Here is a 14553-nt window from a genome sequence, read left to right as displayed (position 1 = left end):
CTCGATGCGCGACGAGCGACGGCGGAGACCCCGCACGTGCCCCGTCCGGGTACACCGCCTCCGTGTCCACAACGATCGAAGGAGAACCCATGGCCCTGTTGACCATCGGCGACCAGTTCCCGTCCTACAAGCTCACCGCGGTCATCGGCGGTGACCTCTCCGCGGTGGACGCACAGCAGCCCGACGACTACTTCACCGCGGTGAGCAGCGACGACAATCCCGGGAAGTGGCGCATCGTGTTCTTCTGGCCCAAGGACTTCACCTTCGTGTGCCCCACCGAGATCGCGGCCTTCGGCAAGCTCAACGAGGAGTTCGAGGATCGTGACGCGCTGGTGCAGGGTGTCTCCGTCGACAACGAGTTCGTCCACTTCCAGTGGCGCGCACAGCACGACGAGCTCAAGACGCTGCCCTTCCCCATGCTCTCCGACCTGAAGCGCGAACTGGCGTCGGCGACCGGCGTGCTGAACGCCGACGGTGTGGCCGATCGCGCCACCTTCATCGTCGATCCGAACAACGAGATCCAGTTCGTCTCCGTGACCGCCGGGTCGGTGGGCCGCAACGTCGACGAGGTGTTGCGCGTGCTCGACGCACTGCAATCCGACGAGCTGTGCGCGTGCAACTGGCGTAAGGGCGATCCGACGATCGACGCGAAGGAACTCCTCACCGCGAGTGTCTGATCGCTCCGCATCCCTCGCCCACCATTCGTCGCCCAGGAGGCAGCACCGAGAATGAGTATCGACAACCTGAAGTCCGCACTGCCCGAATACGCGAAGGATCTGAAGCTCAATCTGGGCTCCATCGCCCGCACCACCGTGCTGAAGGAGGACCAGCTGTGGGGGACGCTGTTGGCCAGTGCCGCGGCGACGCGGAACGCCCGGGTGCTCAAGGAGATCGGTGACGAGGCCGCCGACATCCTGTCCGCGGAGGCATACAACGCCGCACTGGGTGCCGCATCCATCATGGGTATGAACAACGTGTTCTATCGAGGCCGCGGTTTCCTCGACGGCAAGTACGACGACCTGCGTCCGGGTCTGCGGATGAACATCATCGGCAACCCCGGTGTGGAGAAGGCCGACTTCGAACTGTGGTCGTTCGCCGTCTCCTCGATCAACGGCTGTGGCCACTGTGTCGCCGCACACGAGAACACCCTGCGCGAGGACGGCGTGGACCGTGAGGCCGTGCTGGAGGCGCTCAAGGTCGCCTCGATCGTCGCCGGGGTCGCACAGGCCCTCACCACCGCCGAGGTGCTCGTCGGCTGATCGGTCGCGCCCGTACCGACCAGGGCCGGTTCACCATCGAGGTGAACCGGCCCTGTCGCGTTGTGACTGCCTCAGCGCAGAGCCGCACCGATCCGGTCGGCGAGGTCGGCGACCTGCTCGGTCGTCATCACGAAGGACGGGGAGATCTGCAGCGCGCCCTGTCCGGCCGCCCGCGTGCTGACACCGTGCTTGCGCAGCGCCACCACCGCGCCCGGCGCCTGGGCCGGATCCGCGAGCTGTACCGCGGTGACCACGCCGAGTCCGGTCCGAACCTCGGCGACCGCCGGGAGGTCGCCGAGGGGCGCCAGGTGTTCGGCCAGCTCATCCTCCAGGCGTGCGGCCTCGTCGAGGAGACCCTCGCGCTCGATGATGTCGAGGTTGGCCATGGCCGCGGCGGCGGCCCCCGCGTGCCCGCCGTAGGTGTAACCGTGTCGCCACCACACGCCGCCTGCGAAGAACGGCTCGGCGATGTGCGGCGCGACGAACAGTGCACCCATCGGCACGTACCCACTGGTCAGACCCTTGGCGGTGGTGATCATGTCGGGTTGCAGGTCGAATCGCGACGACGCGAACCACGCGCCGCCACCGATCCGACCGAATCCGGTGACCACCTCATCGGCCACGAAGAGCACGTCGTGGTCACGACAGATCTCACGTACCTCGGTGAGATATCCGTCGGGCGGCAGGTAGATGCCACCGGCACCGATGATCGGTTCGCAGAAGAAGGCCGCGATGTTGTCCGCACCGACCCGCTCGATCAGCCCGAGCAGGCTCTTCGCGTCGTCCCAGTCGACGGTTTCCGCATCCGGCATGAACTCGCCGTAACCCTCGCGGTTCGGCGGCAACCCCGACAGCGCGGTACCCGCGACATGCATACCGTGGTAGGCCTTCGTCCGGCTGACGACGGTCTTCTTCTCCGGACGACCCTGCTCGTGCCAGTACCGCCGGGCCAGCTTCACCGCGGAGTCGATCGAATCGCTACCGCCGGAGGTGAAGAAGATCTTGCTGCCGGGCACCGGCGCGATGGCCTCGAGTCGCCGTGCCAGCGTCAGGGTGACGTCGGAGGTGAGATCACCGAACCCCGAGCAGTGCGCCAGCGACGACAGCTGATCGGCGACGGCCGTGGCGATCTCGGTGCGGCCGTGACCGACATTCGTGAACCAGAGGCCGGCGGTCGCGTCGAGATGACGGTTACCGTCGGCATCCCAGATATACGCACCCTCACCGCGGGTGACGACGAACGGCCCCGACGCCGTCACCGCACCCATGTCCGCGAACCCGTGCCACAGCGGATAATCCATGCCCTCATCATGCCCGGTCGCCGTCGCGCCCGGTGACCGGGTACGGCACCCATACGATGGAGGGCATCATGCCCACTCCTCCACCCGCAGCCGACGTCGACGAGGTGTCCGCCGAGCTCGCCACGGTGACGCTGGCCGACGAACACCGGCTGCTGCGTCGCCTGCCGACGATCCGCGAACGCCCGGAGAGCCCGGCAGCAGGACGGTTCCGCCGCGACCTCGACCGGGCCCTCGCCCGCGTCGAACGTCGGCGAGCCGCCGTCCCGCGCATCGACTACCCCGCCGTGCTGCCGGTCAGTGCCGCGCGGGACGAGATCGCCGAGGCCATCGCCACCCATCAGGTGGTGGTGGTAGCCGGGGAGACCGGATCGGGGAAGACGACCCAGCTCCCCAAGATCTGCCTCGAACTCGGCCGTGGGGTCCGCGGGATGATCGGCCACACCCAGCCGCGGCGGATCGCGGCGCGATCCGTGGCCGAGCGCATCGCCGAGGAGACCGGGACCGAGGTCGGCGGGGCGATCGGCTTCTCGGTGCGGTTCAGCGACCGGGTGGGCGACACCACCCTGGTCAAGGTGATGACCGACGGGATCCTGCTGCGTGAGCTGTCACGCGACCCGATGCTCTGGGCCTACGACACGATCATCGTCGACGAGGCGCACGAACGCAGTCTGAACATCGACTTCATCCTCGGCTACCTCCGGCAACTGCTCCCCCGTCGTCCCGACCTCAGGGTCATCGTGACCTCGGCGACGATCGAACCGGCGCGGTTCGCCGAGCATTTCGCCACAGCGGACGCCGAGGTGCCGATCATCTCGGTGTCGGGGCGCACCTATCCGGTGGAGATCAGATACCGTCCGCTGCGGGCCCAGGACCGGGCACCGGACGATACGGATGGGACCGGCGACGACCTCGGTAACGACCGGGACGACCTCGATCAGATCCAGGGCATCCGCGCCGCGGTGGACGAGCTGTGGTCCCACGCCGCGGGTGACATCCTGGTGTTCCTGCCCACCGAGCGCGACATCCGCGAGACCGCTGAGGCGTTACGGCCGTTGACCCAGACCCGTGGCGCCGAGATCCTCCCACTGTTCGCCCGACTGTCCGCCGCCGAGCAGCACCGCATCTTCACCGCGTCCACCGGACGCCGGATCATCCTGTCCACCAACATCGCCGAGACGTCACTGACCGTCCCCGGCATCCGCTATGTCATCGACACGGGCACCGCACGAATCTCGCGATACTCGTTGCGCACCAAGGTGCAACGGCTGCCCATCGAACCGGTGTCGCAGGCCGCCGCACGCCAGCGTTCCGGTCGTTGTGGCCGCGTGTCCGACGGCATCTGCATCCGGTTGTACAGCGAGAACGACTTCGAATCGCGTCCGGAGTACACCGATCCGGAGATCCTGCGCACCAATCTGGCGTCGGTGATCCTGCAGATGGCCTCCCTCGGTCTCGGTGACATCGCGGCCTTCCCGTTCGTGCAGACACCCGGTGACCGCGCCATCCGCGACGGCATCGGCTTGCTCACCGAACTCGGCGCGCTGGTCACCGATCCCGCGGTGCCGGCGTCGAGATCCGAACAGCGGCACGGTGGGCCGCGATTGAGCGCGGTGGGGCGCCAGCTCGCGGCACTGCCCATCGAACCGCGTCTGGGTCGGATGTTGGTGGAGGCCGACAGTCAAGGGTGTCTGGAGCAACTGCTGATCATCGTCGCCGCGCTGTCACTACCGGATGTGCGGGAACGACCGGCCGACCACCGCGAGGCCGCGGACGCCGCACACGCCCGTTTCGCCACGTCGGGTTCGGAGTTCGTGGCCTACCTGGCGCTGTGGAAGCACCTCGAGGAGTTGCGCGCGACACTGTCGCACGGGCAGTTCCGTCGTCGCTGCCAGCGGGAATTCCTGCACTACCTGCGGATCCGGGAATGGCGGGAGTTGCATCGCCAGCTGCGTCAGACCGTGGTGGAGCTGGGGTGGACCCCGACCTCGGGTGCGGTCGAGCCGGACGGTGACGACAACGTGTACGGCGACGTGACCGCCATCCATCAATCCGTACTGTCTGGACTGCTCAGCCACATCGGTGTCCGCGACGGCGACACCCGGGAGTTCCTCGGCGCCCGCGGTACCCGTTTCGCCGTGTTCCCCGGTTCGCCTCTGGCCAAGAAGCCACCTCGGTTCGTGATGGCCGCCGAGCTCGTCGAGACCTCACGATTGTGGGCCCGCACCGTGGCCCGGATCGAACCGGAATGGGCCGAACGACTCGCCGGCGATCTGGTGAAACGCCAACACAGCGAACCTCATTGGTCCCGCAAGCGACAGGCGACCATGGCCTACGAACGGGTCACCCTCTACGGGGTCCCGTTGGTGACCCGACGTCTGGTGAACTTCGGCCGCATCGACCCCGAGGTCTCGCGGGAACTGTTCATCCGGCACGCGCTGGTACAGGGCGAGTGGCGCTCCGACCACGAGTTCGTCCATCGCAACCGTGAACTCCTCGACGACGCCGAGGAACTCGAACACCGCGCCCGTCGCCGGGACATCGCCATCGACTCCGACCAGCTGTTCGAGTTCTACGACCGACGGATAGGGCCCGATGTGGTGTCGGCGCGCCACTTCGACACCTGGTGGCGTACGGAGCGTCGGAAGAATCCCGCGCTCCTCGACATGACCTTCGCCGATGTCGCCGACACCTCCGCCGAGGTGTCCCGGCAGGACTTCCCGGAACGCTGGCAACAGGGTGAGTCCGGGTTCGCGCTGGACTACCGGTTCGAACCCGGCGCCGACGACGACGGTGTGACGGTGCGCGTCCCCGTCGACCTGGTGTCCCGGGTCCGCGGATCCGGATTCGACTGGCAAGTTCCCGGTCTGCGCACCGAACTGGCCGCCGCACTCATCCGTACGCTGCCGAAACCCCTGCGGCGCCAGGTCGTACCCGCTCCCGACTTCGCCGCCGCCGCGCTCGCCCGACTCACCGTCCGATCCGAGCCGTTGATCGACGGGCTGGCCCGCGAACTGAGCACTCTCACCGATGCCCGCATCAGCGCGAGCGACTTCGCCCCGGACACGGTGCCGGACCACCTGAAGATGCGCTTTGCCGCCATCGACGACTCCGGCTCCGAGATCGCCGCAGCGCGGTCGCTCACCGAACTACGGCGACGGATACCGAGATCGTCGTCCCCGCGCCGCCCGACCACCACCGCGTATACCGACTGGACCGCCGCGTCCATCGGCGATCTGCCCGAGTCGGTGACCGAGGAAATCGGAGGTCAGCGGGTGACGAGCTACCCCGGGCTCGCGGCGACACCGGCCGGGATCATCGTCCGCACCTTCGACACCGTCGGTCAACGGCGGGGTACCACCCGGGTCGCGGTGCTGGCGTTGTTGGAGCGGTCCACACCTCGTCTGCGGCCGGCGACCGTGTCGTCGTTGCCGACCGCGCAACGGATCTCGCTTCGCCTCAGTCCCTATCCCGACGTCGACGCATTGCTGCGGGATTGCACCCGGTGCGCCATCCGATCGCTGATGCCGCGCACGGCGGGTGACGTGCGCACCGCCGACGACTTCGCCGCGGTGCGTACCGAGGTGAGCGCACGCGCACACGGGGTGGCCGTCACCGTGTTGACCACCGTCGCCGACATCACCCAGGAACTGGGCCGGGCACGAGAAGCCTTGTCGACGACCGTTTCCGCCGACGTCCGGGACGATGTGACCGACCAACTCGACCACCTGGTGTACGACGGTTTCGTCGGTGCCACCACCCCCGACCATCTGCGCCAGGTCCCGCGCTACCTGTCGGCGATCGTCGAACGATTGGCGCAGTTGCCGGCCTCGTCCGACCGCGACGCCACGGCGATGGCGACGATTGATCGCGTCGTCGAGTACTGGAACGACCGGTTGGCCCGCGTTCCCGCACCACGGCGGCCAGCGGTGAACGATGCCATCGGATGGATGGTCGAGGAACTCCGGGTGGGGCTGTTCGCGCAGCAACTCGGCACCGCCTACCCCGTGTCGGAGAAGCGGATCCGCAGGGCCATCACCGACCTGACGTGAGCAGACCGAGGGTCAGTTCGAGGTGACGCCCGCCTCGGGCGTGCGACTACGCAACTCGTCGATCTCCCGTTGGAAGTCGTCCACCGAATCGAAGGATCGGTACACCGAGGCGAACCGGAGATAGGCGACCTCGTCGAGCTCCCGCAGCGGGCCGAGGATCGCCAATCCCACCTCGTTGCTCGGGACCTCGGCGCTGCCGGACGCACGCACGGTGTCCTCCACCTGTTGCGCGAGCAACCGCAGCTTGTCCTCGTCGACGTCGCGCCCCTGACAGGCGCGGCGCACCCCCAGCATCACCTTCTCGCGGCTGAACGGCTCGGTGACACCGTTGCGTTTGACCACGGCGAGCACCGCCGATTCCACAGTGGTGAACCGCCGCCCACACTCGGGACAGGAGCGACGCCTGCGGATCAACTGACCATCCTCTGCCACCCGCGAGTCCACGACCCGTGTGTCGGGGTTCTTGCAGAAGGGGCAGTGCATCTCGACCTCGTCGCCATCCGGGGGTCGCGAACACCGGCGATCCGGATCCGCTCCGGGTCGACCATCGACCCGGCCCCGCGCCGTCGAGGATACCGGCACGGCGTGCGACAGCGAGCCGACGGCGCCGCCGAGGCACCGCGGTGAACGCGATGAACTGGACATGACCCGACGCGGCTCAGGGAGTGGCGTACACCGGGGTGAGCAACGCCTGTCCCGGGGTCACCCCCGTGTCGGCCAGGTGATTGAGCGCGATGATGGCGTTCACCACCGCCTGCGGTGCGCGATCGGGTGCCGTACGCATCGCGACCTCGCTCAGCGACTCGCCCACGCGCACGTGCACCACCTGGGTGGCCGTCGACGCCGGTGCGGCGGAATCCTGCACGGCACCTCCGAGCAGCGCGAACATCACGACGGTCAGGGCCAGCACGACCCCCACCGCGAACGCCGCCGCCCACGACACCCGGACCGCCGACGTGATCCGGCGAGATCCACGGCAGGCGGTGCCGCCACGAGTAGAGGTCATCCGGCGGTCGTCGGGACGACGTCGGGACTCGGCGGCGGTACGCCGACTCCGCGTCGGCACGGGCCGGGTCACCGGCACGGCAACCGCCACCGTCGACGTCGGGGCGACCGGGCGGCGTCCGCCGCGGCGGCGGGCGGTTCGTCCGGTGGCCGACGTGGGGACGTGTCCGCGCGTCGACCGCGCGGCGGTGTCCGCCGCGGTGCGGGGGGTCTCGCCGCGGGGGGTGGAGTCGAGAACGGTCACGGAGCCCTCCAGATGTCGGTGGTCGTGATCGGTACCCGACGGCTCGACAAGGGCCCGCCGTGCGTCGATCACGTGTTCGAGTGAACTCATGTTCGATTTGTACCACGGGGGTCCGACATCCGCGCGACTCGCGTCGAACAAATGTTTGAGATCGAGACATTCTTGCAGTAGCGTCGTCGATATCCGCTGGTCAGAGGAGGAGACAGTGCCAGAGAAGTCCACACCGGGGTCGAAGAAGCTCGGCGCCGGCGTCACCGCCGCCGGTTTCGAGGAGTCCGCCGCCGAGGCCGAGTCGTCGCTGACGCCGCGTGCACGGGAGGTTCTCGACGTGATCCGGTCGTCCGTGCGCGACCGCGGTTACCCACCGAGCATCCGCGAGATCGGGGACGCCGTGGGACTCACGTCCACCTCGTCGGTGGCGCATCAGCTGCGGACGTTGGAGCGCAAGGGACTGCTCAAACGAGACCACAATCGCCCGCGGGCCGTGCTGGTCTCACCCGCCCAGGACGCCCCACCGACACCCCCCGCGGCGCCCGGCGTCGACGGCGAGGCCCTACCCTCCCCGACGTATGTCCCGGTACTCGGGCGCATCGCGGCGGGCGGTCCGATCCTCGCCGAGGAAGCCGTCGAGGACGTCTTCCCGCTGCCGCGCGAGCTGGTCGGTGAGGGGTCACTGTTCCTGCTCAGGGTGGTCGGCGAGTCGATGGTCGACGCAGCCATCTGCGACGGCGACTGGGTGGTGGTGCGTCAGCAGAACGTCGCGGACAACGGCGACATCGTGGCCGCGATGATCGACGGCGAGGCCACCGTCAAGACGTTCAAACGCACCAAGGGCGAGGTGTGGCTGATGCCGCACAACCCGCTTTTCGAGCCGATCCCCGGCAACGATGCCGCTGTTCTCGGCAAGGTGGTCACGGTGATGCGACGGGTCTGACCGACCGACCCGTTCCCCGGGCGACGATCAGCCGGACAGTGCGGCCGCTGCCGCCTCGCGCGCGGCGATCGGATCGGCCGTCGCCAGCGCCGCGGCGGCCGCCGCTCGGCAGTGCGCCAGATCGGCGTCGGCCAGCCGGGCTCCCACGGTAGCCGACGAGGTCGGGGCACCGGACAGCGACGTCACGCCCAAACCGACCAGGACACAGGCCAACACCGGATCGGCCGCTGCCTCACCGCACACTCCCACCGGCTTGTTCGCGTCGCCGCCCGCCCGGCCGACCATCTCGATGAGACGCAGTACCGCGGGTTGCCATGGATCGGTCAGAGCTGCCAGTTCCGACGACATCCGGTCGGCGGCCATCGTGTACTGGGTCAGGTCGTTGGTGCCGATGGAGACGAAGTCGACCTCGGCCAGGATCGCCGGCGCCAACAGTGCCGCGGCCGGGACCTCGACCATCACGCCCGGGGTCAGCCCGCGGTCACGGCACAGCGCGGCGAAGTCGCGCGCCTCGGCCGCGGTCGCCACCATCGGTGCCATCACCCAGGGCGACTCGCCGGTCGCCGCGGCGGCAGCGGCGATGGCGTCGAGCTGGTGGGTGAGCAACCCCGGGGAGCCGGTGGCGATACGCAGTCCGCGCACCCCGAGCGCCGGATTGGCCTCCACCCCCTGGTCGGCGAACTGCAGCGGCTTGTCCGATCCCGCGTCGAGGGTGCGGATCACCACCTTGCCGCCCGGAAATGCCTCGAGTACCTCGCGGTAGATCGCCGTCTGCTCGTCGACCGTGGGCTCGGTCGCGCGGTCGAGGAACGCGAGTTCCGTACGGAACAGCCCGATCCCCTCGACCGGCGCCGTCGATGCTTTCCGAGCCGAGATCCCATCCTGCACATTGGCCAGGATCGCCACCGGAACGCCGTCGGCCGTCGTTCCGGGGCCGTTCCAGCGGGCGATCTCGGCCGCGTGTCGCGCATGCTGCCGCTCGAGGTCGCGGGCCTGATCCGGGTCGGGTTCCACCGTGATCTCCCCCGCACCGCCGTCGACCAGGATGCGGGTGCCCACCGGGACACGGTCGAGGCCGTCGACGGCGACCACACAGGGGATACCGAGTTGCCGCGCGATGATGGCGGTATGACTGGTGGGACCACCCAGCCGGGTGACCAATCCCCGGACCATGGCCGGATCGAGCCCTGCCGTGTCGGCAGGCGCAAGATCGTCGGCACATAGCACCGACGGTCGATCAGGCTGCGGCACACCAGGTTCAGGCACCCCTGACAAATCCGCGATAACCCGGTCACGTACATCCCGCAGGTCGGTGACCCGCTCGGCCATCACGCCGCCGAGGGTCGTGAACATGTCGACGAACTGCGCGCTCGCGGTGGCGACCGCGGTTTCCGCGGTGCTGCCCGCGACGATGAGTTTGCCCACCGTGCCGGTCCAGCCACGGTCCTGGGCCAACCCTGCGGTTGCGGACAACACCTCGGCAGCCACGCCGGTCGCGGCGGACGCGCGGGCGCGCAGCCGGTCGGCTACGCGTGCGGCAGACGCGGTGAAACGCTCGCCCTCGGCGACACGCTCGGCATCGTCGACCACCGCCGAGGATGCTGCGTCGGGTACGTCGGGCCGCTTCCCTGGCCGGATCACCGGCGCATAGGCGACCCCGGCGACCACCGGCGTTCCGGTGAACACCGTGCGGGCCGGCACCGTGTCCGTGGTGTCGGGGTCGGTGGTGACGGGGGCGTCGACGTGCGAACTCATGTGATCGAAGTTACAAGAATTCCTTGACTTGTCAACACACTCAGGCGTAAACACATACATATCAACATCTGAGACCACACAAACACAGATTTTCCTCGTAACCGGATTCACCCTGTCAGATCGGAGAGCCATCCGTGTACGCCGAAGAGCGCCAACGCGCCATCGCCGACCAGGTGCATGCGCTGGGTCGGGCATCGGTCGCTGATCTCGCCGACGCGTTCGACGTCACCAGTGAGACGGTTCGCCGCGATCTGGCCAGCCTCGAACGAGCAGGACACCTGCGACGGGTCCACGGCGGCGCGGTCCCCGTCGATGCCGTGTCCATGGGTGAACTCGGTGTCGCCGAGCGCGAGACCTCTCACCCTGACCGCAAACGGCGGATCGGGGCGGCCGCCGCCCGCTTCTGCCCACCGGACGGCGGCAGTCTGCTCATCGACGCGGGCACCACCACCGTGCAGGCTGCCGCCCACCTGCCCACGGATCGCTCGCTCACCGTCTTCACCAATTCGGTGCAGATCGCCGCGACCGTCGCCGCCCAGCCGGCCGCACCCACATCGGGCCGCCGACGTGCGGAGCTGCAGCTACTCGGCGGCCGGGTCCGCGGACTGACCCAGGCCGCGGTCGGTCCGACCACCCTGACCGAACTACGTGGCTATCGCATCGATGTCGCCTTCGTCGGCACCAACGGGATCAGCGAGGAGCACGGCCTGTCCACGCCGGACACCGACGAGGGAGCGGTCAAGGCGGCCATGATCGACGCGGCCAAGCGGGTCGTGGTGTTGGCGGACTCGTCCAAGGTGGGCCGCGAGGAGTTGGTGTCGTTCGCCGACCTCGGACAGATCGACGTACTGGTCACCGACGCGGGAATCCCCGCCGACCTGTCGGCGACCCTGTCGGCCCACGGTGTGGAGGTGGTGATCGCATGATCGTGACCGTCACCGCCAACCCCAGCATGGATCGCACCGTGGCCCTGCCCGGCCCGCTGACGCGCGGTTCGGTGATCCGGGCGCTGTCCTCGCGTCAGGAGCCCGGCGGTAAGGGCGTCAACGTCTCCCGCGCGGTGCACCTCGCCGGTGCATCGACATTGGCCGTCGTCCCCGCTCGTCCGGGTGACCCGCTGTTGGTGGCCCTCGCCGCGACCGGGTTGCCGGTGGACGCGGTCACCGTGTCCGACGAGGTGCGCAGCAACGTCACGGTCACCGAACCAGACGGCACCACCACAAAACTGAACCTGCTCGGCGCCGGTATCGGCCCCGACGAACTCGGCGTTCTCACGCGGACCGTGCTCACCCACGCACGGACCGCCGACTGGGTCGCCGTCTGCGGTTCCCTGCCCCCGGGGGTCCCCGTCGACTGGTACCGCGAGGTGCTGACGGCCTTACGTGACGTGGACTGCCGCACCGCCCTGGACACCTCGGACCGCCCGCTGGCCGAGGTGGCCGCAGGTTTCCCGGACTCGTCTCCGGACCTGCTCAAACCCAACGCCCACGAGCTGGCCGGGTTGGTCGGGGTCAACGGTGACGACCTGGAAAATGCCGCAGCGCAAGGAGATCCCGGTCCGGCGCTGGCCGCGGCCGGTGAGCTCGCCCGACTCAGCGGCTCCTGCGTACTCGCCACCCTGGGGTCCGCCGGCGCTCTTCTGCTCACCGGTTCCGGGAGCTGGTATGCGTCTCCCCCATCGATCGTCCCGTTGTCCACGGTCGGCGCGGGTGACAGCTCACTGGCCGGTTATCTGATCGCCGCGGCGCGGGACGCGCCGCCCGCGGAATGCCTACGCACGGCCGTCGCCTACGGCGCCGCCGCCGCCGCCCTGCCCGGAACCCAACCGCCGACCACGGCCCAGCTCCGCCTCGCCGATGTCGCAGTCGTCGAACTCACCCCCGGAGCCGCCTGACACCACGTCCGACCATCCACCCGCCGAATCGCATCACCACTCGAGAAAGCCCAGAATGTCAGAGAACATCATCACCACCGACCTCGTCGCCCTCGACGTCGACGCCGGTGCCGAGAAGTCCGAGGTCATCGACTTCCTCGTGGAACGACTGGCCGCCGACGGCCGGGTCCACGACACCGTTGCCGTGAACGAGGCCGCGATGGCGCGCGAGGCGCAGTCGGCGACCGGATTGCCCGGTGGTATCGCCATCCCGCACTGCCGCACCGAGGGTGTCTCGGCCGCCGGCCTGTCGTTCGCCCGCCTCGCGCCTGCCGTCGACTTCGGCGCCAAGGACGGCCCCGCCGACCTCGTGTTCCTCATCGCAGCCCCCGCGTCCGGTGGTTCGCAGCACATGAAGTTGCTGAGTTCACTGGCTCGCGCGTTGGTACGGCCCGACTTCGTCACCTCGCTGCGCAACGCGAAGTCGGCCGACGAGGTGGTCGCCCTGGTGGACCAGGCCATCAACCCCGCCCCAGCCACATCTCCTGCTGCCGCCGCGGTTCCGGCGGCGTCCGGCGGCGCACCGGCGAAGGCAGCCACCCGACTGGTTGCGATCACCGCCTGCCCGACCGGTATCGCGCACACCTACATGGCCGCCGACGCACTGAAGTTCGCCGCCGAACGCGCCGGGGTCGATCTGGTGGTCGAGACCCAGGGTTCGTCGGCCAACACCCCGACCGATCCATCGGTGATCCGCGACGCGGACGCCGTCATCTTCGCCACCGACGTGGGCGTCAAGAACCGTGACCGGTTCGCAGGCAAACCTGTCATCGCCTCCGGGGTGAAGCGCGCCATCAACGAACCCGATGTGATGATCGCCGAGGCCGTCGCGGCCGCAGGCGACCCCGACGCGTCGCGTGTCGGCGGTGACACCGCTGCCGCGGCCACCGCCTCGACGGCCGGTGGGGATCTCGGGTGGGGTACCCGGTTACGCCAGGTACTGCTCACCGGAGTCAGCTACATGATCCCGTTCGTCGCCGCCGGTGGTCTGCTCATCGCCCTCGGCTTTCTGCTCGGCGGGTACAAGATCGCCCTGGCCCCACCGGGATCGGCGGACGGCACCGAGGCCATCGGCAAGACCATCGCGTTGAGCAACAGCCTGTGGAACCTGCCGTCGGGCGGCCTCGCCCAGTACCTCGGCGCCATCTGCTTCACCCTGGGCGGCCTGGCCTTCTCGTTCCTGGTCCCTGCCCTCGCCGGTTACATCGCCTACGCCATCGCCGACCGACCCGGTCTCGCACCAGGCTTCACTGCGGGCGCGGTGGCCGTCTTCGTCGGCGCCGGCTTCATCGGCGGTCTGGTCGGCGGTCTGCTCGGCGGCTTCGTCGCCCTCTGGGTGGGACGGATCCCGTTGCCCGCGTGGGCGCGCGGCCTGATGCCCGTGGTCATCATCCCGTTGCTGGCCACCCTGGCGACCGGCGGCATCATGTTCCTGTTCCTCGGTCGCCCCCTGGCGTGGGTCAACACCTCGCTGACCGACTGGCTCAACGGGTTGTCCGGCACCTCGGCGATCATCTTGGGCATCATCCTCGGCCTCATGATGTGCTTCGATCTCGGCGGCCCGGTCAACAAGGCGGCGTACGCGTTCGCGGTGCAGGGCCTGTCCAGCGGCGATCCGGCGCAACTGCGCATCATGGCAGCGGTGATGGCCGCGGGTATGGTCCCACCGTTGGCCCTGGCCCTGGCCACCGCACTGCGACCACGACTGTTCACCGAGCCGGAACGGGAGAACGGCAAGGCGGCGTGGTTGCTCGGCGCGTCGTTCATCTCCGAGGGGGCGATCCCGTTCGCGGCCGTCGACCCGCTGCGGGTGATCCCGTCGATGATGGCGGGCGGCGCCGTGACCGGCGCCCTGGTGATGGCCTTCGACGTGACCCTGCGGGCACCGCACGGCGGCATCTTCGTCTTCTTCGCGATGGGCAATGTGTTCGGGTTCCTGCTGTCGCTGCTGGTCGGGATGGTGATCAGCGCGACTCTGGTCCTCGCCCTCAAACAGATGCGGGTACATCATCAGGCCCGCACCGAACAGCAGTCCGAGGTCACCGCCACCACGCACACCGTCGCCGCCTGACC

11 protein-coding genes are annotated in these 14553 nt (G+C 68.9%); 7 read left to right on the top strand and 4 right to left on the bottom strand.

All coding sequences use genetic code 11. The annotated features are described in order from the left end of the window. The first annotated feature begins 89 nt into the window (after positions 1–89). Together BW971_RS06025 and BW971_RS06020 are read left to right on the top strand one after the other, a co-directional pair. A complete protein-coding gene (locus BW971_RS06025; RefSeq protein ID WP_076477625.1) occupies positions 90–677 on the top strand; it encodes a peroxiredoxin in 588 nt (195 codons plus the stop codon). Positions 678–728: 51 nt separating this feature from the next. Further along, complete coding sequence (locus BW971_RS06020) at positions 729–1259, top strand: alkyl hydroperoxide reductase (RefSeq protein ID WP_076477623.1); 531 nt, start codon at positions 729–731, stop codon at positions 1257–1259. Between the two features lie 71 nt (positions 1260–1330). Here the strand turns inward: BW971_RS06020 and BW971_RS06015 are convergent, their stop codons facing one another. Beyond that, positions 1331–2560, bottom strand: coding sequence for an aminotransferase family protein (locus BW971_RS06015; protein ID WP_076477621.1), 1230 nt, complete (start codon positions 2558–2560; stop codon positions 1331–1333). A gap of 68 nt (positions 2561–2628) precedes the next feature. Here BW971_RS06015 and hrpA point away from each other — a divergent pair, with 68 nt between their 5' ends. Continuing rightward, positions 2629–6609 (top strand): ATP-dependent RNA helicase HrpA, encoded by a 3981-nt coding sequence (hrpA, locus tag BW971_RS06010; RefSeq protein ID WP_076478185.1) that lies wholly within the window; start codon positions 2629–2631, stop codon positions 6607–6609. Positions 6610–6621: 12 nt separating this feature from the next. Here the strand turns inward: hrpA and nrdR are convergent, their stop codons facing one another. Both nrdR and BW971_RS21845 read right to left on the bottom strand, forming a co-directional pair. Continuing rightward, positions 6622–7092, bottom strand: coding sequence for a transcriptional regulator NrdR (nrdR, locus tag BW971_RS06005; protein WP_076477619.1), 471 nt, complete (start codon positions 7090–7092; stop codon positions 6622–6624). A 175-nt stretch (positions 7093–7267) separates the two neighbouring features. Next, the gene (locus BW971_RS21845; protein ID WP_234974266.1) at positions 7268–7948 is read right to left on the bottom strand and encodes a hypothetical protein; all 681 of its coding nucleotides are present in this window, start codon (positions 7946–7948) and stop codon (positions 7268–7270) included. A gap of 115 nt (positions 7949–8063) precedes the next feature. On the opposite strand from BW971_RS21845, the gene lexA reads away from it, so the two are divergent. Beyond that, positions 8064–8792, top strand: a complete 729-nt coding sequence (gene lexA / locus BW971_RS05995; protein ID WP_076477617.1) for a transcriptional repressor LexA — start codon at positions 8064–8066, stop codon at positions 8790–8792. 27 nt (positions 8793–8819) lie between these two features. On the opposite strand, the gene ptsP is transcribed toward lexA, so the two are convergent. Then, positions 8820–10547 (bottom strand): phosphoenolpyruvate--protein phosphotransferase, encoded by a 1728-nt coding sequence (gene ptsP / locus BW971_RS05990; RefSeq protein ID WP_407701197.1) that lies wholly within the window; start codon positions 10545–10547, stop codon positions 8820–8822. A gap of 134 nt (positions 10548–10681) precedes the next feature. On the opposite strand from ptsP, the gene BW971_RS05985 reads away from it, so the two are divergent. From BW971_RS05985 to BW971_RS05975, 3 genes are read left to right on the top strand one after another with little or no spacing between them, the layout of a single operon-like run. Further along, entirely contained in the window at positions 10682–11473 is a 792-nt protein-coding gene (locus tag BW971_RS05985; RefSeq protein WP_076477615.1) for a DeoR/GlpR family DNA-binding transcription regulator, read from the top strand. Further along, the gene (locus BW971_RS05980) at positions 11470–12441 is read left to right on the top strand and encodes a 1-phosphofructokinase family hexose kinase (protein WP_076477613.1); all 972 of its coding nucleotides are present in this window, start codon (positions 11470–11472) and stop codon (positions 12439–12441) included. Before BW971_RS05985 ends, BW971_RS05980 begins: the two co-directional genes overlap by 4 nt. Positions 12442–12496: 55 nt before the next feature. Next, the gene (locus BW971_RS05975; RefSeq protein WP_076477611.1) at positions 12497–14551 is read left to right on the top strand and encodes a PTS fructose transporter subunit IIABC; all 2055 of its coding nucleotides are present in this window, start codon (positions 12497–12499) and stop codon (positions 14549–14551) included. Positions 14552–14553: the final 2 nt, after the last annotated feature.

This window comes from Williamsia sterculiae, from assembly GCF_900156495.1.
Taxonomy (GTDB): domain Bacteria; phylum Actinomycetota; class Actinomycetes; order Mycobacteriales; family Mycobacteriaceae; genus Williamsia_B; species Williamsia_B sterculiae.
The sequence above is the reverse complement of the archived record's forward strand: the minus strand, read 5'-3'. Positions and strand labels throughout refer to the sequence as shown.